Source organism: Ruegeria sp. N8 (genome assembly GCF_056531325.1).
Window position 1 is genome coordinate 347,296 of sequence record NZ_JBQFLQ010000002.1, and the last position, 18,034, is coordinate 365,329.

Below are 18,034 nucleotides of genomic sequence, written 5' to 3' on the forward strand. Positions count from 1 at the left end.
CCTTTCAGGGCGCAAAGCGACGCACCCCCCTTTTAAGTTGCACAAAAGATGCGCAATATCCGCCCATTGAAACCCGTGAGTCTCGCAATGACAGATCAAACAATAGACACCCAGCCCGATGCGGATCGCGCCACCAAGCCAGCACTGCTGAAAGGCTTTCGCGGCCGCTGCCCGAAATGTGGTGAGGGCAAGCTGCTGAGCGGCTATCTCAAGGTCAATGATAGCTGCTCGAATTGCGGGCAAGAGCTGTTTCATCACCGCGCCGACGATGGCCCTGCCTATCTGACGATCCTGCTGGTCGGCCACCTGCTGGCCCCTGCGCTGCACGTGACTTATGTCGAGTTCCGGCCTGAACCACTGACAATGTTCCTGATTTTTGCGATCGGTTGTACGGCGTTGTCGTTGTTCTTGCTGCCGCGCCTGAAAGGGGCTGTTGTGGCCTATCAATGGGCACGTCGCATGCACGGATTCGAGAACGCGTAATGCGATTTCCGACTGGATTGATCCGCACATGACACAGGACAAGACCGCCATCCGCAACGCGGCAACGGTCATTGTTCTACGTGACCGTTTGTCAGACCCGTCGATCCTGATGGGGCAACGGGGCGCGAAAGCCGCGTTCATGCCCAACAAGTTTGTCTTTCCGGGCGGCGCGGTTGACGCCGAAGACGCCAATGTCGAATTGGCCACGGCCCTGTCTGAGTTGTGCCATGACCGCCTGTCCGAGCGGGCGGAGGCGGGTCTGCAAAATGCGCTTGCCGCCGCCGCAATCCGCGAGTTGTGGGAAGAGACCGGCCTGGTTCTGGGGCAACCCGGCGCATGGCCCGGACAACCGCCGGAGGATTGGGCCGAGTTTGCCCAGCTAGGTTTTCGCCCCACGGCCCAAGCGCTGCAATTCGTGTTTCGCGCGGTGACGCCTCCGGGTCGCCCCCGGCGGTTCGATGCGCGGTTTTTCCTTGTCGATGCTTCGGCGGTTCAGGGCGACCTGGACGACTTCTCGCGCGCCTCGGATGAGCTGTCTCACCTGCAATGGGTGCCGCTGGATCGCGCACGCGAGTTTGACCTACCCTTTATCACCGAGGTCGTACTGGCCGAGATTGCAGCGCGCGTATCAGACCCCGCGCCGCCGTCATCGGTCCCCTTCCTGCTAAATCAGGAAGAGGAGAGCTTGTTTCTGAAACTCAAAGGCTATCCGATGCCTGTGACGGACTGAAGTCGCGCCTATTTCATTCGGCTGATCACCGTCGTGACCTCGGGCTTTTTACCGATCTCGGCCTTGGCGGTCTGACGCACGATCCGGCGCATGGCCTCTTCCAATTTGTCGTCGTCGCGCAACGTTTTGGCGTCGGCGCGCATCAGGAATTGGTTCAGATCCTCTTCCAAAACCTCGACCAATGCCGCGCGCGAGGACCCAATCTCGGGCAGGCCCATCGTATCGCACCACGGCTCACCCAGTGGTTCATCCTCTTCGTCCAGAATGACCGTGACGGTCACATGACCGTTCAGAGCCATGCGGATACGATCCCGCACAACGCCGTCCAGCGCGCCGACCTTCACAGTGCCGTCCAGATAAGTCCGGCCCGTTTCGACATAGTCCACCACTTTCGGTGCGTTGCCAGTCAGATCCAGCATCGTGCCATTCACGGCCAGAATTCCTGCGCGTCCCCCAGCCTCGGCCAGCTTGGCGTGCTCGCGCAGATGGCGATGTTCACCATGCATCGGGATCACGATCTGAGGGTCGATCAGAGCATGTACCCTCTCAAGATCAGGGCGGTTGGCATGGCCCGACACGTGATACAGCCCCGAGCTGTCGTCGACCACATCCACCCCTTTTTCACTAAGCTGGTTAATGATGAAGATCACGCCCCGCTCATTGCCCGGAATGGTTTTCGACGAAAACAGGAACAGATCGCCCTCTTTCAACTCCAGACCGCGATACTTGCCTCGGGCTAGTTGCGCACTGGCGGCGCGGCGCTCACCTTGGCTGCCGGTCACGATCAGCATCAGGTTTTGACGCGGTACATCCACCGCCTCTTCCGCGCTGATAACCTTGGGGAAATCCGACAGGATGCCGGTTTCGGTCGCGGCTTCGATCATGCGGCGCATCGCGCGGCCCAGCAACACGACCGAGCGTCCGGCCCGCTGCCCCGCCTCGGCCAGGGTTTTCACCCGTGCCACGTTGGACGCGAAAGTGGTCGCGACAACCATCCCTTCGGCGCTTTCGACCAGTTTGGTGATCTCGGGGCCGACCTCGGATTCCGATCGCCCGTCATGGGGCGAGAATACATTGGTGCTGTCACAAACCAGAGCCTTGACGCCTGGTTTGGCAATCTCGGCCCACAAATCGGCGTCAAAAGGCTCACCTACCACAGGGTTGGTGTCCAGCTTGAAGTCACCCGAATGCACGACCCGGCCCGCAGGCGAGTCGATGACCAAGGCTGCACTTTCCGGGATCGAATGCGAGACCGGCAGGAAACCGACCGAGAACGGCCCCACCTGAACCTGCTCGGGCCATGGCGACACGGTTTGAACGGCGTCCTCGGGATGGCCATGTTCATCCATCTTGCGGCGCGCGATATTGGCGGTGAAGGCACGGGCATAGACCGGCGCGCCCAATGCCTCAAAGCAATGCGCTACGGCCCCCACGTGGTCTTCGTGGGCGTGTGTGACGAAGATGGCGTCAAGACGATCAGCGCGTTCCTGCAGCCACGAGATATCCGCGTGGATCAGATCGACGCCCGGCGTGGTGTCCATATCCGGGAACGTCACCCCAAGATCGACGAGGATCAGACGTTCCTGCCCCGGCTTGCCATAGCCATAGACATAGGCGTTCATGCCGATTTCGCCTGCACCGCCCAGCGGCAGATAGATCAGTCGTTCACTGCTCATGTTGAGCCATTTTCCTTGTTATAGCGATGGATCACGGTCAGACCGTGCATCGTCAGATCATCCTCGATCACGTCAAAGCCCACATCCGCCTGATCGAACAGAGGTGCAAGCCCCCCGGTTCCAACGACTTTCATCGGCATTCCATATTCCGCCTTGATCCGGGCAATCAGCCCCTCGATCAAACCGGAATAGCCCCAATACACGCCCGATTGGATACAGCCAACCGTATTTGTCCCAATCACTTTTTCGGGGCGCGTGATGTCGATATGAGGCAACGCCGCCGCGCCTTGGTGCAGCGCTTCAAGGCTGAGGTTCACACCCGGTGCAATAATGCCGCCCACGTAAGCCCCGTCCGATGCAACAACATCGAAATTCGTGGCGGTTCCGAAATCAACCACAACCACATCGCCACCATGACGATCAAACGCTCCAACCGCATTGGCCAGCCTGTCCGGTCCGGGAATGGTGCCTTCGTCGATGCGTGGAGCGACTGGCAACAGGCATTCCGGCTTGCCCACAACCAGCGGACGGCAGCCAAAGAAACGGTCTGCAAAGATGCGTAGATTGAACACCACGCGTGGCACGGTCGACGCGATCACAACATCAGTGATATCCGCCTCGATCCCGTAATGTTTCACCAGAGTAGAATACCATGTGAAATAGGCATCCGCCGTACGGGAGTGATGGGTCGAGGTGCGCAAGGTGCACAGAAATTGCGCGCCGTCCCAGATCGAGAACACTGTGTTTGTGTTGCCGCAGTCGATTGCAAGAAGCATTTCAGCCCCCTTTAGAAATAAACATCCGCGGCAGGTATGGCCGCGCGGCCTTTGGCGGTGTTTAAGACAAGGTTGCCATTCCCGTCCACCGTTTCAAACGTGCCCACCGTTTCCGACGTTGTAGTCCGCGCCGTGATCACTTCCCCCAGTCGCGCGGCCCGGTCCAACCATGCCGTGCGGATCGGTTCGAACCCGTAGGTCACGAACTGGCTTTCGTAGCGCGCATAGTTGGCGGCCAGCTCGGTCAGAAAATCCTCGGGCATGACGTCGGCGCCAGTCTCGGACAAAAGCGAAACCGGGCGTACCGCTCCTTCCTCAAGCGCGTCAGGCTGCGGAGCTTGCGACAGGTTGACCCCTATGCCAATCGCCAAATGGCCCAGCTCGCGCCCCATGCCCGTGCTTTCAAGAAGAATGCCAGCCAGCTTGCCGCCGTTCAGCAGCACGTCGTTGGGCCATTTCAGTGACAATCCGTCAGACCGCCCCGTCACAGCGACACAGGCATCGTACAGTGCAAGCGCTGCGACGAAGCTGCGCAATGCGGCCTGTTCCGGCTCACCCTGCGGACGCATCAACAAAGTAGCTGCGAGGTTTCCGACAGGATTGGCCCATGCCCTGCCCCGCCGCCCGCGCGCCGAGGTTTGATTATAGGCCATGATCCAGACCGGCCCTGCCGCCGTTGGGGCGATACGCGCAGCTTCGTTCAACGTGCTGTCGACCGTTTGCAGCACGTGCAACCCATATCCTTGCGGCCACTGCGTCATCGCAAAAAGGCCCGGTCCAGCGACCGAGCCCTCCTGGATTGAGTGAGCTGGAGATCAGTTAACAAGCGTCGCTGCCGCAGCTGCCGCTGCGCCCTCAACACCGAACTGATAGAATATACCTACCAACATCAGAGCAGCCGACCCCATCAACGCAACCCACAGAACGGGCGTGGAATGCGTCTCGATCGGGTCCTCGTTCTCCTCGCCAAAATACATGTAGAACACGATCCGCAGGTAGTAGAACGCACCAATGACCGAGGCGATGGCCGACACGATCACCAGACCGGTCAGGCCCGCGCTGACACCGGCCTGCCAAACGCCGAACTTGGCGAAGAAGCCCAGCATCGGCGGGACGCCCGCAAGGCTGAACATCAGGATCAGAACCGCCAGCGCCTTACCAGGATCACGTTTAGAATATTGCCGCAGCGCATCAATATCGGTGACGGGTTTGCCGTCGCGCTCCATCATCAGGATGAAGGCAAAGGTGCCGATATTCATGGTCACGTAGATCGCCAGATACATCAGCATCGCCTTGACGCCCATTTCAGTACCCGCCGCCAGACCGATCAGCGCATAGCCCATATGGGCAATCGACGAAAACGCCATCAGTCGCTTGATGTCGCGCTGACCAATCGCAGCCACGGCCCCCAACAGCATCGACAGGACCGAGAGCAGAACGATCACCTGCTGCCAATCCTTGATCACTCCGCCGAACGCGTCATGCAGCAATCGCGCAAACAATGCCATCGCGGCCACTTTGGGCGCAGTGGCAAAGAAAGCGGTGATCGGCGTGGGTGAGCCTTCGTACACGTCCGGCGTCCACATATGGAACGGCACCGCCGAGACCTTGAACGCCAGTCCCGAGATCAGGAAGATCAAACCGAACAGCAGGCCAACCGAGATGTCGCCGTGGTGCACCGTCTGGATGATGCCCGAGAACAGCGTGGTGCCCGTGAAGCCGTAAACCAATGATGCACCATACAGCAGCAAGCCCGAGCTGAGCGCGCCCAGAACGAAATACTTCAGACCAGCCTCGGTGGATTTCGCACTGTCACGGCGCAGGGCGGCCACGACGTAGAGCGCCAGCGATTGCAGTTCCAACCCCATATAGAGAGACATCAGATCGCCCGCGCTGACCATCATCATCATACCCACGGCGGCAAGTGCCACCAGCAAGGGGTATTCGAACCGCAACAGCCCGCGACGCGACATGTAATCCTGGCTCATCAACAGAACGGCTGCCGCAGATAGCAGGATCGCAACCTTGGCAAAGCGCGAGAAACCGTCATCGACGAACATGCCATTGAAGGCCACGTTGGTGCCGTCGCCATTGGTGGCGATCCAAATCGCCAGCAGCGCCATCAGGCCCGAGGTCGCCCAGACCAGAACCGGGGCCAGCCCGTCTTTTGTGGTGTAGACAGCCCCGATCAGCGCCGCCATCGCATATACGGCCAGAACGATCTCTGGCAGGATGATTGTCAGATCAGCTTGGATCATCTCCGAAGCTCCCTTAATGCGAAGCGGCTGTCTGGATCACGGCCTCAGCCGCGGCCAGAGCCGTGTCATAGTTCGAAATCAGCGCGGCGGTCGAGTCGCCGATCACATCGGTCACCAGCGATGGGTAGACGCCCAGCAGGATCGTCATGATGATCAGCGGTGCAAAGATCAGCCGCTCGCGCGAGCTCATGTCAGTCATGGCCTTGAGGCTTTCCTTGATCAGATCGCCAAAGACCACGCGACGGTACAGCCACAGCGCATACCCGGCAGAGAAGATCACGCCGGTTGCAGCCACCGCCGTTACCCATGTGTTAACCTGGAAGGCCCCCATCAGGGTCAGGAATTCGCCGATAAACCCGGACGTGCCCGGCAGGCCGACATTCGCCATGGTGAACAGCATGAAAACCAGCGCGTAAGCCGGCATCCGGATGACCAGACCGCCATAAGCGTCGATATCCCGGGTGTGCATCCGGTCATAAATCACGCCCACACACAGAAACAGTGCCGCCGAGATAAACCCGTGGCTCAGCATCTGGAAAATCGCGCCATCTATCCCTTGCTGGTTCGCCGCAAAGATGCCCATGGTCACAAAGCCCATATGCGCGACCGAAGAGTAAGCGATTAGCTTTTTCATATCCTCCTGCACCAGCGCCACCAGCGAGGTGTAGACAACGGCGATGGCCGACATCCACAGCACCAGATCGGTCATCACCGCCGAGCCCACAGGGAACATTGGCAGGCTGAACCGCAGGAAACCATAGCCCCCCATCTTCAACAGGATCGCCGCCAGCACGACCGAACCCGCCGTCGGCGCCTGAACGTGCGCGTCCGGCAGCCAGGTATGAACCGGCCACATCGGCATTTTCACGGCAAATGAGGCAAAGAACGCCAGGAACATCAGCGTCTGCATCCCGCCGACCACATAAATGCCCATCACGCTGAAGCTCTCGGATGAGAAGTGATGGCTCATCAGCGCCTCAATATCCGTCGTGCCCGCATCCGCATACATCGCCACCATCGCCACCAGCATCAGCACCGAGCCGAGGAAGGTATAGAGGAAGAATTTGAAGCTGGCATAGATGCGGTTCGCCCCGCCCCAGATACCGATGATCAGGAACATCGGGATCAGACCGGCCTCGAAGAACAGGTAGAACAGCACCAGATCCAGTGCCATGAACACGCCCAGCATCAGCGTTTCCAGCAGCAGGAAGGCGATCATGTATTCCTTGACCCGGTCGGTCACATTCCAGCTGGCCAGAATGGTCAGCGGCATGATGAAGGTGGTCAGCAGCACGAACAACACGCTGATGCCGTCCACGCCCATCTTGTATTTCAGGCCTAGCAGCCACTCGCCCTCTTCCACCATCTGAAAGCCGGTGTTGGATGGGTCAAAGCCCGTATAGATACCAATCGAGACAAGGAACGTCACCGTGGTCGCCACCAGCGCGACCCATTTCGCGTTGCGCTGCGCGGCTTCGTCATCCCCGTGCAGGAACAGGGCCAGAATGGCCGCCGCCACTGCGGGAATGAAAGTAACGATCGAGAGGATATTATCCATTAGTGTGCGCCTCCGCCGATCGACATCCAGGTGACAAGGGCTGCTATCCCCAAGACCATCCAGAAGGCATAAGTAAAGATGTAGCCCGTCTGCGCCTTGCCTGCGAGGCGGGTGAAGAAGGGAACAACGCCCATGGCGATCCCGTTCAGGAAACCGTCAATGGTGTTGCCATCACCGCGTTTCCACAGGAACCGTCCAAGCGCCACGGTGGGTTTGACGAAGATCACATTGTAGATTTCGTCAAAGTACCACTTGTTCAGCAGGAACAGGTACAGCGGACGCTGGTTCTGTGCCAGACGTCCCGGCAGCGATGGGTTCACGATGTAGAACCAATAGGCCATCGCAAAGCCCAGCAGCATCGCAACAAAGGGTGAAACCTTGACCCACTTAGGCGCCGCATGCGCATCGTCCAGCACATGGTTGTCCGGTGCCATGTACAGCGCGCCCTCGCCCGGCTCACCTTCGAAAACATAGTGATGATCGCCATGAGCATCCTTTTCACCATAACCGTCATCTGCGTGGTCATCACCACGGCTTTCATCTGCGTGGCTATCATCGCCATGCGCGTCCGCTTTGCTGTGATCACCGGCCTCGGCATGTTCCGACGCCTCAGCCACCGGGATGCCATAGAACTTGCCCACCTTGTCCGCGTGACCGAAGAAATTGCCGTACCAAATCATGCCCGCAAAGACCGCGCCGAGAGACAGAACGCCCAGCGGCACCAGCATGACTATCGGGCTTTCATGCGCATGGTCGTGCGTATGCTTGTCGCCGCGCGGCGTGCCGTAGAAGGTCAGGAAGATCAGACGCCAGCTGTAGAAGGACGTGAACGCAGCCGCCACGACCAGCAGCCAGAAGCCATAGGAAGACCCACCGGCATAGGCGCTCTCGATGATCGCATCCTTCGACAGGAAGCCAGCGAAACCGAAGGTCGTCAGCGGGATACCGACACCGGTGATGGCCAGCGTGCCGATCATCATCGCCCAGAACGTATAGGGGATCTTTTTGCGCAACCCGCCATACTCGGTCATCTCTTGTTCATGATGCATGGCGTGGATCACCGAGCCTGCGCCCAGAAACAGCAGCGCCTTGAAGAAGGCGTGCGTGAACAGGTGGAACATCGCCGCCGAATACATCCCGACACCTGCAGCCACGAACATGTAGCCCAGTTGCGAACAGGTCGAATAGGCGATGACGCGCTTGATGTCGGTCTGAACCAGACCCACGGTCGCCGCAAAAAACGCGGTCGTTGCGCCCAGCACGGTGATGAAACCGGTCGCACCCGGCGCGAACTCCATCAGTGGCGACATACGGCATACAAGGAATACACCCGCCGTCACCATGGTTGCGGCGTGGATCAGGGCCGACACAGGCGTCGGGCCTTCCATCGCGTCGGGCAACCATGTGTGCAGGATCAGCTGCGCCGATTTCCCCATCGCGCCGATGAAGAGCAGCACGCAGATGACCTCAACAGCGGTCCATTCGCCCCACAGGAAGTGCAGCTTTTCCTCAGCCAAAGCCGGGGCCGAGGCAAAAATGTCCGAGAAGTTGATGCTATCGGTCAGCAAGAACAGCGCAAAGATACCCAGAGCAAAGCCAAAGTCGCCCACGCGATTCACGATGAAGGCTTTCATCGCCGCCGCATTGGCGCTCGGCTTACGGTAATAGAATCCGATCAGCAGGTAGGATGCGACACCCACGCCCTCCCAGCCAAAGAACATCTGCACCAGATTGTCCGCCGTCACTAGCATCAGCATCGCAAAGGTGAAGAAGGACAGATAGGCGAAGAACCGCGGCTTATAGCTTTCGCCTTCACGCCACTGCGGGTCGTGATCCATATAACCAAAGGAATAGAGGTGCACGAGCGCTGAGACGGTCGTCACCACGATCAGCATGATCGCGGTCAGACGGTCCAGACGGATGGCCCAGCTTGTCGACAACGATCCGCTCTCGATCCAGCGCATGATCTCGATCTGCTGCGTCACCCCGTCGAAGGCAAAGAACACGATCCACGACAGAAGACAGGCCAGAAACAGCAGGCCGGTTGCGGTCCACATGGCGGCTTTCTCGCCAATGAACCGCCGGCCGAAACCGCAGATCAACGCGCCCACCAGCGGGGCAAAGAGGATGGTGGTTTCCATAGTTCTCTTAGCCCTTCATCATATTGACGTCTTCAACCGCGATAGTGCCACGGTTGCGGAAGAAGCAGACCAGAATGGCCAGACCAATCGCCGCCTCGGCGGCCGCAACTGTCAGCACGAACAGCGTAAACACCTGCCCGACCAGATCGCCGAGGAAACTGGAGAACGCCACAAGGTTGATATTCACCGCCAGCAGCATCAGTTCGATGCTCATCAGCAGGATGATAACGTTCTTGCGGTTCAGGAAGAGACCGAAGATGCCGATGACGAACAGCGTCGCCGCGACCGTAAGATAGTGTTCAAGTCCGATCATCGTCTCATAGTCCTTCGAATTTCTCTTTCCCATTGCGGAGCTCTGGGAACGCAGCAGCACAAGCACAGGTCTCGTTCGTTTCCGTAGTTTCATCAACCTTGAACGCTTTCCGTTCGAAGGCCCTTTTCACCGAAATCCACGAATGGCCCTCGTCGGTTCCCGCTAGATTTTGCAAAACTTCGTTTGCCTCGTCAGTGCGATCCAGTTGAGTATCGTCGCTTTCCCTAATGAGCTGCGTGACAACTCGAAGTGTTTGTCCCGATTCACACGCCGAAATCTTGAGAAACTCGGAGTACGTGCATCCCATATCTTCATCGCAAAATCCGCCGACTTCGCGGAATGCAACAACGCCTTCACCGACAGTTTCATGCTCGGCCTCGACCCAATGATGAGACAAAATTGGTAGGCCAGCGCACTCCGCAATTGTAAACGCGCTTGCGGACAACGGCATGCACGCCAGCACTAAACCCGATATGACCAATCTATAGCTCACAACCCCTGCCCCGGTTTCACGTCCTTCAGCTCCATCGCCTTGGCCGGGTCGCGCATCATCTGGCCGATGATGTCCTGACGCTTGATGTCCTGACGGTGGCGTAGGGACAGCACGATGGCACCGATCATTGCCACCAGAAGGATCAAGCCCGCCAGTTGGAACAGAAGGAAGTATTGATCGTACAGGATGACGCCCAGAGCCTCGGTATTGTGGCGGTCGGTCGGAACCGGTTGCGCCAGATTGGCCTCAACGCCTTGCGCGCTGTCCCATGCACCGAACGCCATGACGAACTGCATCAGGATGACCAGACCGATCAGCAATGCCAGCGGCATATAACGCGCCATCTCGGCCTTAAGCTCGGCAAAGTCGACGTCCAGCATCATCACCACGAACAGGAACAACACCGCGACCGCGCCCACATAGACGATGATCAGCAGCATCGCCACGAACTCGGCCCCCAGCAGCACGAACAGTCCCGCCGAGGACAGGAAGGACAGGATCAGCCACAACACTGAGTGCACAGGCTGGCGGCTGATCACCGTGAACAGGCCGCCGGTGATGGCGCTGATGGCAAACAGATAGAAGGCAAAGACTGTCATTGATCCTTATCCTCGTTGTCGCCCAGAACCTCTTGCGCCAGTTCCAGCGCACGGGTCATGGCCGGGATGCCGGCAAAGACCGACATCTGCCCGATCGTTTCGACGATCTCTTGTTTCTTGGCACCGGCCTCCAACGCGTGGCGCACGGTCTGACGTACCGCTGAATCCGCTTGCGCGCCCTGCATGGTCAGCCCGGCCAACGTCAGCAACAGGCGGGTCTTGGCGTCCAGCCCGTCCTTGTTGACGGTGTTGCCGAACATCATTTCCATGACCTCTTTCGGCATCGTCGGCCAAAGCGCTTCGAACCCTTTGGGCGAAAAGTTCTCCATCGCCGGATTCATCGCCTTCGCCATATCCTGCGCCTGTTTCATCATCAGTTCAAACGGGTTCGAGCTTTTGTCGTTCATCGGTACGGCGCGTCCATTTCCAGATTACGGGCGATTTCAGCCTCCCAGCGTTCGCCATTCGACAGGAGTTTTTCCTTGTCATAGAAAAGCTCTTCGCGGGTTTCCGTGGCGAATTCGAAATTCGGACCTTCGACGATGGCATCCACCGGGCAGGCCTCTTGGCAGAAGCCGCAATAGATGCACTTGGTCATGTCGATATCGTAACGCGTGGTGCGGCGGCTGCCATCTTCGCGCGGTTCGGCGTCGATGGTTATGGCTTGGGCCGGGCAGATCGCCTCGCACAGTTTACAGGCAATGCAGCGCTCCTCGCCATTGGGATAGCGGCGCAGGGCGTGTTCACCGCGAAAGCGCGGGGAAAGAGGGCCCTTTTCATGCGGGTAGTTCACGGTGGCCTTGGGGGCGAAGAAGTACTTCAACCCCAGCTTCATGCCGACCCAGAAGTCCTGCAGAAGGAAGTATTTGGCGGCGCGGGTATAGTCGATTTGGGTCATATCAGCCTCCAACGCTCCAACGGGCGAACGCGCCCCAGAACCAGTCGAATTTCGCCGCGAAGGCCACGAAAACCACCCATGCCAGCGAGAATGGCAGGAACACTTTCCAGCCCAACCGCATCAGCTGGTCATAGCGGTAGCGGGGCGTGATCGCCTTGACCATCGCGAAGAGGAAGAAGAAGAACGCCATCTTGGCGACCATCCATAGTACGCCATCGGGCAAGCCCGGAATCGGCGACAGCCAGCCGCCAAAGAACAGCAGCGAGATCAGCGCGCACATCAGGAAGATGGCGATGTATTCGCCCGCCATGAACAGCAGGAAAGGAGTGGCCGAGTATTCGACCTGATAGCCTGCGACCAGTTCCGATTCCGCCTCGGGCAAGTCAAACGGTGGACGATTGGTTTCGGCCAGTGCCGAGATGAAGAACAGGAAAACCATCGGGAAATGCGGCAGCCAGTACCAGCTGAAGAAGCCGAACCGACCGTCCTGTGCCTCGACGATGTGTCCAAAATTCATCGACCCGGTCGAGATGATCACGCCGATAATGATCAGGCCCAGCGAGACCTCGTACGAAATCATCTGCGCCGCAGACCGCAGCGACCCAAGGAACGGATACTTTGAGTTCGACGCCCAACCGCCCATAATCACGCCATAAACTTCCAATGACGATACGGCAAAGACATACAGGATCGCCACGTTCAGGTCAGACAGCACCCAGCCATCGTTGAACGGGATCACCGCCCAGGCGATCATCGCAAGCACGAAGGATGTCAGCGGCGCCAGCATGAATACCGTGCGGTCGGCACCCGCCGGAATGACCACCTCTTTCACCACGTATTTCAGCGCATCCGCTACCGATTGCAGCAGGCCATAGACGCCCACCACATTGGGGCCCCGACGCATCTGGACCGCGGCCCAGATCTTGCGGTCGCCATAAACGAGGAACAAGAGCGAGATCATCACAAAGGCAACGACTGCAAGCACTTGCGCCAGAATGATGATGGCAATTCCGCCTGGGGTGTTAAAGAATTCAGCCATTGGTCCTCACACCGTGGGTATTCCGTTTTCCGCGTGCGATACGAAGGCCAGATGCCTGCGCATTTTGCGGCTGGGTCGGCGCGTTGGTGTAAACAGCATCTGCCGGCATTGCGCCACCCTTATTGTTGAATTTCACACGCAATTCGGGCGCGGCGATCTGCCACCCGGCACTCGCCCCTGCCTGCGATATGAAAACTGTCTGGTTCATTCCGCCGCAATCTTTTCGGATTTGCGGGCCTGTGCCTGCGCCGAAAGCTCGGCCATTAGCTGCGAGGCACGTGCGATCGGGTTGGTCAGATAGAAATCCGTGATCGCATATCGGAAGCTGGCATCACCCAGTTTTCCCGTTTTCAGCGCTTGAACTTCGTTCTCGATGACCTCGTCGATCTGCGCCAGATGCGGGACCGCCTCGATCAATGCAGTGCGCAGTTGCGCCAGCGAGTCGTAGGGCAGTGTCGCGCCCAACTCGGCCGACAAGGCCCGCAGGATTGCCCAGTTTTCCTTGGCCTCGCCCGGCGCAAACCCGGCACGCATGGCCAGTTGCGGGCGGCCTTCGGTGTTCACGAATAGCCCGTTTTCTTCGGTATAGGCCGCACCCGGCAGGATCACGTCGGCGCGGTGCGCGCCACGGTCGCCATGGCTGCCCTGATAGATGACGAATGCACCGTCACCGATTTCGACCTCATCCGCGCCGAGGTTATAGATCACGTCCGCCGCGCTGACGGCATCCATGCCGCCGTCGTTGGTGGCATCCACATCCATCGCACCTACACGAGACGCAGCAGTGTGCAGAACAATCAGGCCGCTTTCGGTATTTGCAGCGATGGTTTGCGCTGCGGCCAGAACAGCGGCCCCGTCAGCCTCTTGCAAAGCACCTTGACCGACGATGACCAGCGACGGCTCGGCCTTGATCTCATCATCCCCGCCCATATCCAGCGCAGCTTGCAGCGCCGCGCGGTCGTCGCCCATATGGTGATATTCATAGGTCAGATCAACGGCGGGCCCGACCAGAGCAACCTCAGCGCCATGCGCCCACGCCTTGCGGATGCGGGCGTTCAGAACCGGAGCTTCGTCGCGCGGGTTGGTGCCGATCAACAGGATGCGTTCGGCGCTGTCGATATCCTCGATCGCAGCGGTGCCAGCATAGGCCGCACGGTTGCCCGCCGGCAGCTTAGCCCCGTCCGTGCGGCATTCGACAACACCGCCCTGCCCCTCGATCATCTGTTTCAATGCAAAGGCGCCCTCAACCGGAACAAGATCACCCACGATCCCAGCCAGCTTCTCGGCGCCTTTAAGCGCCTCGGCGGCCTTGGTCAGCGCCTCGGGCCACGAGGCCGGGCGCAGTTTGCCGTTTTCGCGCACGTAAGGCTTGTCAAGACGCTGGCGACGCAGCCCATCCCAGACGAACCGCGTCTTGTCGCTGATCCATTCCTCGTTCACGCCATCATGGTTGCGCGGAAGGAACCGCATCACTTCGCGTCCCTTGGTGTCTACGCGAATGTTCGAGCCCAGAGCATCCATGACATCGACGCTTTCGGTCTTGGTCAGCTCCCACGGACGCGCGGTAAAGGCATAAGGCTTCGAGGTCAGCGCCCCAACCGGACATAGGTCGATAACGTTGCCCTGCAGGTTCGAATCCAACGTCTGGTTCAAGTACGAGGTGATCTCGGCATCCTCGCCACGCCCCGTCTGGCCCATCTGAGTAATCCCGGCGACCTCGGTCGTGAAGCGCACGCAACGCGTACAGCTGATGCAACGGGTCATCGCCGTTCCAACCAGCGGCCCCAGATCCAGATCATCAACCGCGCGCTTAGCTTCCTTGAAGCGCGTGCCGGACAACCCATAGGCCATCGCTTGATCCTGCAGATCACACTCGCCGCCCTGATCACAGATCGGGCAGTCCAGAGGGTGGTTGATCAGCAGGAACTCCATCACGCCTTCGCGGGCCTTCTTGACCATGGGAGAGTTCGTCTTGACCACCGGCGGCTGGCCTTCCGGCCCCGGCCGCAAGTCGCGCACCTGCATCGCGCAGGACGCGGCGGGTTTCGGCGGGCCGCCCACAACCTCAACCAGACACATCCGGCAGTTCCCGGCAATCGACAGACGTTCGTGGTAGCAGAAACGCGGCACCTCGACCCCGGCCTCTTCACACGCCTGAATCAGGGTCATCGCACCATCGACTTCGATTTCCTGCCCGTCGATATTGATCTTGCGGAGGTCAGACATGGTCTAGTTCGCCCTCAAATAAACGCCAATGGCGCTGTTTCTTTCGATTTCCTTCTGCCCCAACGAGCAGAATGTTTCAGGAGAGTCATACGTCACCCCCTGCTGCGCCAGATACGCCTCGCCCTTGGCGCGCATCCGGTCTTTTTCAGCATCGGATTCGATATACGCCCGGATTTCCTTGTCCGAGTACCCCAGTTTGTTCGCTTTCGACCGAAGATCCCACAACACGCCAATCGCCTTGAGCCGTCGCCCACTGACGGTGGGGCAAATCTCGGAAATCTCATTTGCGATCGCGATATAGTAAAGCTGATCGTCGATCTCTTTGACCTCGCGCAAAGGCGGTTTGGCATCCGCTGAGACCGGCAGGGTCAGCACGGCGGCCAAGGTCAGCATCTTCATTCCAGACATCACAGATCCTTTCGTCTTGGGAAACCCAAGACGACCGGTGTGCGCTGCGCTATGCAATAACACGTCGCGCAACCCTGCGTGATATGCGGAAAATCGCGTCATGGACGACGGCACCGCCCGATAAAGGTGATCTTGTCATCGCTGATGCGCAGTTTTTCCGTCTCTGTAAACGGCCCCACGGCCCAGTCGATACGGGACGAGCCAAAATTGGCAATGCAGAACTTGATAGCCTCATGCTGTGCTGCCGCGCGCGCGCCATCCAGCGAGGTCGAGACGTCGTTTACCAGGACGGTAAAATCCGTAGGCGAGGCCTTTTTGTCCACCTGCTTGACCTTGGTTTTGAAGAAGTGACCGTCAAAGGCCACACGCTGTGAGGACGGCGTGATAACGCCGCAGGCCGGCACCAGCATCAAAGCGATGATCGCAAAACCCAAGGGGGGGCGCGCGCGTTTTCTTACAGATGAAAAATCTACCTGCTGCATCAGAACGCCGCCACCAGTGCCATCAGGCCCGTCACGAACATGCAGACCCACCCCAACACATAAAGAACCGAACGCAACCCACTGTTTGGCTTTCCGATTCCACGAATATGCACGACCAACATCGCAAGTCGCGCAACCAGTGCGATCGACGCCAGTAGGTTCACCCAGAGCGGGCTGACCCCCATCAGAACCGCTGCCACAACCACCGCTGCAAAAGCAGGCAGGGTTTCCGTCCCGTTCAAATAGGCTCGGTTCAGTCGATAGGCCTTATCTGCATAGTCTTGCGACGGTGTAGCCCCCGGTGCCAGCCCCTTGGCCGTCTTTGCCAGTGCCGTGAACGGAGCCATGAAAAGCACCACCAGGGTGAAAACCACTACCGAGGCAATTGCGTGGTCGTATTCTGCGAAGACGTCCATGGTTATTCCGCCGCCATCGCGCCGCTGCGACCGGATTTTTGCGCTTTGATGCGATCCTCGATCTCTTCGCGGAAATTGCGGATCAGACCCTGGATCGGCCAAGCAGCCGCGTCGCCCAAGGCGCAGATTGTGTGACCTTCGACCTGTTTGGTCACATCGAACAGCATGTCGATCTCTTCCAGCTCAGCCTCACCGCGCACCAGACGATCCATCACGCGCATCATCCAGCCGGTGCCTTCGCGGCACGGCGTACACTGGCCACAGCTTTCGTGCTTGTAGAACTTCGACAGCCGCCAGATTGCCTTGATGATATCGGTGGATTTGTCCATCACGATCACCGCCGCCGTTCCCAGGCCCGAGCCCAGGTCGTTGCGCAGGTAATCGAAATCCATGATCGCGTCGCGCATGTTTTCACCGCGCACGCAAGGAACAGACGAGCCACCCGGAATCACCGCCAGCAAATTATCCCAGCCGCCGCGAATACCGCCGCAATGGGTCTCAATCAGTTCCTCAAACGAGATCGACATCGCCTCTTCGACCACGCAGGGATTGTTCACATGGCCCGAGATCGCAAAAAGCTTGGTGCCCGCGTTGTTCTGACGGCCAAAGCCCGCAAACCAATCCGCGCCTCGGCGCAGGATCGTCGGCACAACGGCAATCGATTCCACATTGTTCACGGTCGTTGGGCAGCCATAGAGGCCTGCGCCCGCCGGGAACGGAGGTTTCATCCGCGGCATGCCCTTCTTGCCCTCAAGGCTTTCGATCAGGGCGGTTTCCTCACCACAGATATAGGCCCCGGCCCCGTGATGCAGGAACAGGTCGAAATCCCAGCCCGAACCGGCGGCGTTCTTGCCCAGCAGACCAGCGTCGTAGGCTTCATCAATCGCCGCCTGCAGCGCCTCACGCTCGCGAATGTATTCGCCGCGCAGATAGATGTAGCAAGTATGTGCATTCATCGCGAAAGAGGCGATCAGACAACCCTCGATCAGCGTGTGCGGATCATGGCGCATGATCTCTCGGTCTTTGCAGGTGCCGGGCTCGGATTCATCCGCATTCACAACCAGATAGGCCGGACGACCGTCGCTTTCCTTGGGCATGAACGACCATTTCAGACCTGTCGGAAAGCCCGCCCCGCCACGCCCCCGCAGGCCCGAGTCCTTCATCGTCTGGATGATCCAGTCGCGGCCTTTATCGATCAGGCCCGCCGTGCCGTCCCAATGCCCGCGCGCCTGTGCGCCCCGCAATGTGCGCTCATGCATCCCATAGATGTTGGTAAAGATCCGGTCCTGATCCTTCAGCATCGCGTGTTACCTTCAGCTATCCTGGCGCATGCGCCAGAGTTGAAAAATGTTGATGCCCGCATAGATGAATCCTGCCAGAGCGGCAAAATCAAACAGCAGCGCATAACGGCCCGGCAGCCCCAACTGCGGACCGACAAAAGACATGGCAAGCCACAGCACCATCGTCGCAGCGATGACAATGCCGATGTGACGGCCCTTTCGGGCTATAGCCTGTTCCTTGTCTTTGTCCATCTCATC

General features: G+C 59.0%; 20 protein-coding genes. 2 read left to right on the forward strand and 18 right to left on the reverse strand.

The genetic code is table 11. The features are described from left to right. The first annotated feature begins 87 nt into the window (after window positions 1-87). Window positions 88-483 carry a DUF983 domain-containing protein gene (locus ACR0C5_RS05795; protein ID WP_170769288.1) on the forward strand — a complete coding sequence of 132 codons (396 nt, stop codon included), beginning with the start codon at window positions 88-90 and terminating at the stop codon, window positions 481-483. A gap of 28 nt (window positions 484-511) precedes the next feature. Then, the gene (locus ACR0C5_RS05800; protein ID WP_480875213.1) at window positions 512-1,213 is read left to right on the forward strand and encodes an NUDIX hydrolase; all 702 of its coding nucleotides are present in this window, start codon (window positions 512-514) and stop codon (window positions 1,211-1,213) included. Between the two features lie 8 nt (window positions 1,214-1,221). Here ACR0C5_RS05800 and ACR0C5_RS05805 read toward each other — a convergent pair whose 3' ends face one another. From ACR0C5_RS05805 to ACR0C5_RS05890, 18 genes are all read right to left on the reverse strand, one after another. After that, window positions 1,222-2,889, reverse strand: coding sequence for a ribonuclease J (locus ACR0C5_RS05805; protein ID WP_480875216.1), 1,668 nt, complete (start codon window positions 2,887-2,889; stop codon window positions 1,222-1,224). Next, window positions 2,886-3,665, reverse strand: coding sequence for a type III pantothenate kinase (locus tag ACR0C5_RS05810; RefSeq protein ID WP_170769285.1), 780 nt, complete (start codon window positions 3,663-3,665; stop codon window positions 2,886-2,888). Before ACR0C5_RS05810 ends, ACR0C5_RS05805 begins: the two co-directional genes overlap by 4 nt. Window positions 3,666-3,676: 11 nt before the next feature. Then, window positions 3,677-4,426, reverse strand: a complete 750-nt coding sequence (locus tag ACR0C5_RS05815; RefSeq protein ID WP_170788382.1) for a biotin--[acetyl-CoA-carboxylase] ligase — start codon at window positions 4,424-4,426, stop codon at window positions 3,677-3,679. Window positions 4,427-4,480: 54 nt separating this feature from the next. Then, entirely contained in the window at window positions 4,481-5,923 is a 1,443-nt protein-coding gene (nuoN, locus tag ACR0C5_RS05820) for an NADH-quinone oxidoreductase subunit NuoN (RefSeq protein ID WP_170769283.1), read from the reverse strand. A 13-nt stretch (window positions 5,924-5,936) separates the two neighbouring features. After that, window positions 5,937-7,481 (reverse strand): NADH-quinone oxidoreductase subunit M, encoded by a 1,545-nt coding sequence (locus ACR0C5_RS05825; RefSeq protein WP_480875219.1) that lies wholly within the window; start codon window positions 7,479-7,481, stop codon window positions 5,937-5,939. Then, complete coding sequence (nuoL, locus tag ACR0C5_RS05830; RefSeq protein WP_480875222.1) at window positions 7,481-9,622, reverse strand: NADH-quinone oxidoreductase subunit L; 2,142 nt, start codon at window positions 9,620-9,622, stop codon at window positions 7,481-7,483. The genes ACR0C5_RS05825 and nuoL overlap by 1 nt, the downstream gene beginning before the upstream one ends. Window positions 9,623-9,629: 7 nt before the next feature. Continuing rightward, window positions 9,630-9,935, reverse strand: coding sequence for an NADH-quinone oxidoreductase subunit NuoK (gene nuoK / locus ACR0C5_RS05835; protein WP_005984024.1), 306 nt, complete (start codon window positions 9,933-9,935; stop codon window positions 9,630-9,632). Window positions 9,936-9,939: 4 nt separating this feature from the next. Further along, the gene (locus tag ACR0C5_RS05840; protein WP_480875225.1) at window positions 9,940-10,428 is read right to left on the reverse strand and encodes a hypothetical protein; all 489 of its coding nucleotides are present in this window, start codon (window positions 10,426-10,428) and stop codon (window positions 9,940-9,942) included. Further along, complete coding sequence (locus ACR0C5_RS05845; protein WP_480875228.1) at window positions 10,425-11,027, reverse strand: NADH-quinone oxidoreductase subunit J; 603 nt, start codon at window positions 11,025-11,027, stop codon at window positions 10,425-10,427. Before ACR0C5_RS05845 ends, ACR0C5_RS05840 begins: the two co-directional genes overlap by 4 nt. Then, the gene (locus ACR0C5_RS05850) at window positions 11,024-11,434 is read right to left on the reverse strand and encodes a carboxymuconolactone decarboxylase family protein (protein WP_170769279.1); all 411 of its coding nucleotides are present in this window, start codon (window positions 11,432-11,434) and stop codon (window positions 11,024-11,026) included. Before ACR0C5_RS05850 ends, ACR0C5_RS05845 begins: the two co-directional genes overlap by 4 nt. Then, window positions 11,431-11,925 carry an NADH-quinone oxidoreductase subunit NuoI gene (nuoI, locus tag ACR0C5_RS05855; RefSeq protein ID WP_170769278.1) on the reverse strand — a complete coding sequence of 165 codons (495 nt, stop codon included), beginning with the start codon at window positions 11,923-11,925 and terminating at the stop codon, window positions 11,431-11,433. Before nuoI ends, ACR0C5_RS05850 begins: the two co-directional genes overlap by 4 nt. Window position 11,926: 1 nt before the next feature. Further along, on the reverse strand, window positions 11,927-12,964 hold the full coding sequence (gene nuoH / locus ACR0C5_RS05860) for an NADH-quinone oxidoreductase subunit NuoH (RefSeq protein ID WP_170788377.1): 1,038 nt from the start codon (window positions 12,962-12,964) through the stop codon (window positions 11,927-11,929). Between the two features lie 204 nt (window positions 12,965-13,168). After that, a complete protein-coding gene (gene nuoG, locus ACR0C5_RS05865) occupies window positions 13,169-15,190 on the reverse strand; it encodes an NADH-quinone oxidoreductase subunit NuoG (protein WP_480875232.1) in 2,022 nt (673 codons plus the stop codon). Between the two features lie 3 nt (window positions 15,191-15,193). Beyond that, a complete protein-coding gene (locus ACR0C5_RS05870; RefSeq protein WP_170769274.1) occupies window positions 15,194-15,598 on the reverse strand; it encodes a DUF5333 domain-containing protein in 405 nt (134 codons plus the stop codon). A gap of 98 nt (window positions 15,599-15,696) precedes the next feature. Further along, window positions 15,697-16,080: a hypothetical protein gene (locus ACR0C5_RS05875; RefSeq protein ID WP_480856838.1), complete on the reverse strand. Its 384-nt coding sequence runs from the start codon at window positions 16,078-16,080 to the stop codon at window positions 15,697-15,699. Next, complete coding sequence (locus ACR0C5_RS05880) at window positions 16,080-16,496, reverse strand: MAPEG family protein (RefSeq protein ID WP_480503117.1); 417 nt, start codon at window positions 16,494-16,496, stop codon at window positions 16,080-16,082. The genes ACR0C5_RS05875 and ACR0C5_RS05880 overlap by 1 nt, the downstream gene beginning before the upstream one ends. A gap of 2 nt (window positions 16,497-16,498) precedes the next feature. Then, window positions 16,499-17,797 (reverse strand): NADH-quinone oxidoreductase subunit NuoF, encoded by a 1,299-nt coding sequence (gene nuoF / locus ACR0C5_RS05885; RefSeq protein WP_170788373.1) that lies wholly within the window; start codon window positions 17,795-17,797, stop codon window positions 16,499-16,501. 12 nt (window positions 17,798-17,809) lie between these two features. Next, the gene (locus tag ACR0C5_RS05890; protein ID WP_480503119.1) at window positions 17,810-18,028 is read right to left on the reverse strand and encodes a DUF5337 domain-containing protein; all 219 of its coding nucleotides are present in this window, start codon (window positions 18,026-18,028) and stop codon (window positions 17,810-17,812) included. Window positions 18,029-18,034: the final 6 nt, after the last annotated feature.

Bases quoted from the DNA above. Each gene is read 5' to 3' on its own strand.
- ACR0C5_RS05875 (WP_480856838.1), bottom strand. From the start codon at position 16,080: ATGCAGCAGGTAGATTTTTCATCTGTAAGAAAACGCGCGCGCCCCCCC.
- ACR0C5_RS05805 (WP_480875216.1), bottom strand. From the start codon at position 2,889: ATGAGCAGTGAACGACTGATCTATCTGCCGCTGGGCGGTGCAGGCGAA.
- nuoF (WP_170788373.1), bottom strand. From the start codon at position 17,797: ATGCTGAAGGATCAGGACCGGATCTTTACCAACATCTATGGGATGCAT.
- nuoI (WP_170769278.1), bottom strand. From the start codon at position 11,925: ATGACCCAAATCGACTATACCCGCGCCGCCAAATACTTCCTTCTGCAG.
- ACR0C5_RS05810 (WP_170769285.1), bottom strand. From the start codon at position 3,665: ATGCTTCTTGCAATCGACTGCGGCAACACAAACACAGTGTTCTCGATC.
- ACR0C5_RS05890 (WP_480503119.1), bottom strand. From the start codon at position 18,028: ATGGACAAAGACAAGGAACAGGCTATAGCCCGAAAGGGCCGTCACATC.
- ACR0C5_RS05815 (WP_170788382.1), bottom strand. From the start codon at position 4,426: ATGACGCAGTGGCCGCAAGGATATGGGTTGCACGTGCTGCAAACGGTC.
- ACR0C5_RS05800 (WP_480875213.1), top strand. From the start codon at position 512: ATGACACAGGACAAGACCGCCATCCGCAACGCGGCAACGGTCATTGTT.
- nuoN (WP_170769283.1), bottom strand. From the start codon at position 5,923: ATGATCCAAGCTGATCTGACAATCATCCTGCCAGAGATCGTTCTGGCC.
- ACR0C5_RS05850 (WP_170769279.1), bottom strand. From the start codon at position 11,434: ATGAACGACAAAAGCTCGAACCCGTTTGAACTGATGATGAAACAGGCG.
- ACR0C5_RS05880 (WP_480503117.1), bottom strand. From the start codon at position 16,496: ATGGACGTCTTCGCAGAATACGACCACGCAATTGCCTCGGTAGTGGTT.
- nuoK (WP_005984024.1), bottom strand. From the start codon at position 9,935: ATGATCGGACTTGAACACTATCTTACGGTCGCGGCGACGCTGTTCGTC.
- ACR0C5_RS05870 (WP_170769274.1), bottom strand. From the start codon at position 15,598: ATGTCTGGAATGAAGATGCTGACCTTGGCCGCCGTGCTGACCCTGCCG.
- ACR0C5_RS05825 (WP_480875219.1), bottom strand. From the start codon at position 7,481: ATGGATAATATCCTCTCGATCGTTACTTTCATTCCCGCAGTGGCGGCG.
- ACR0C5_RS05845 (WP_480875228.1), bottom strand. From the start codon at position 11,027: ATGACAGTCTTTGCCTTCTATCTGTTTGCCATCAGCGCCATCACCGGC.
- nuoL (WP_480875222.1), bottom strand. From the start codon at position 9,622: ATGGAAACCACCATCCTCTTTGCCCCGCTGGTGGGCGCGTTGATCTGC.
- ACR0C5_RS05795 (WP_170769288.1), top strand. From the start codon at position 88: ATGACAGATCAAACAATAGACACCCAGCCCGATGCGGATCGCGCCACC.
- nuoG (WP_480875232.1), bottom strand. From the start codon at position 15,190: ATGTCTGACCTCCGCAAGATCAATATCGACGGGCAGGAAATCGAAGTC.
- nuoH (WP_170788377.1), bottom strand. From the start codon at position 12,964: ATGGCTGAATTCTTTAACACCCCAGGCGGAATTGCCATCATCATTCTG.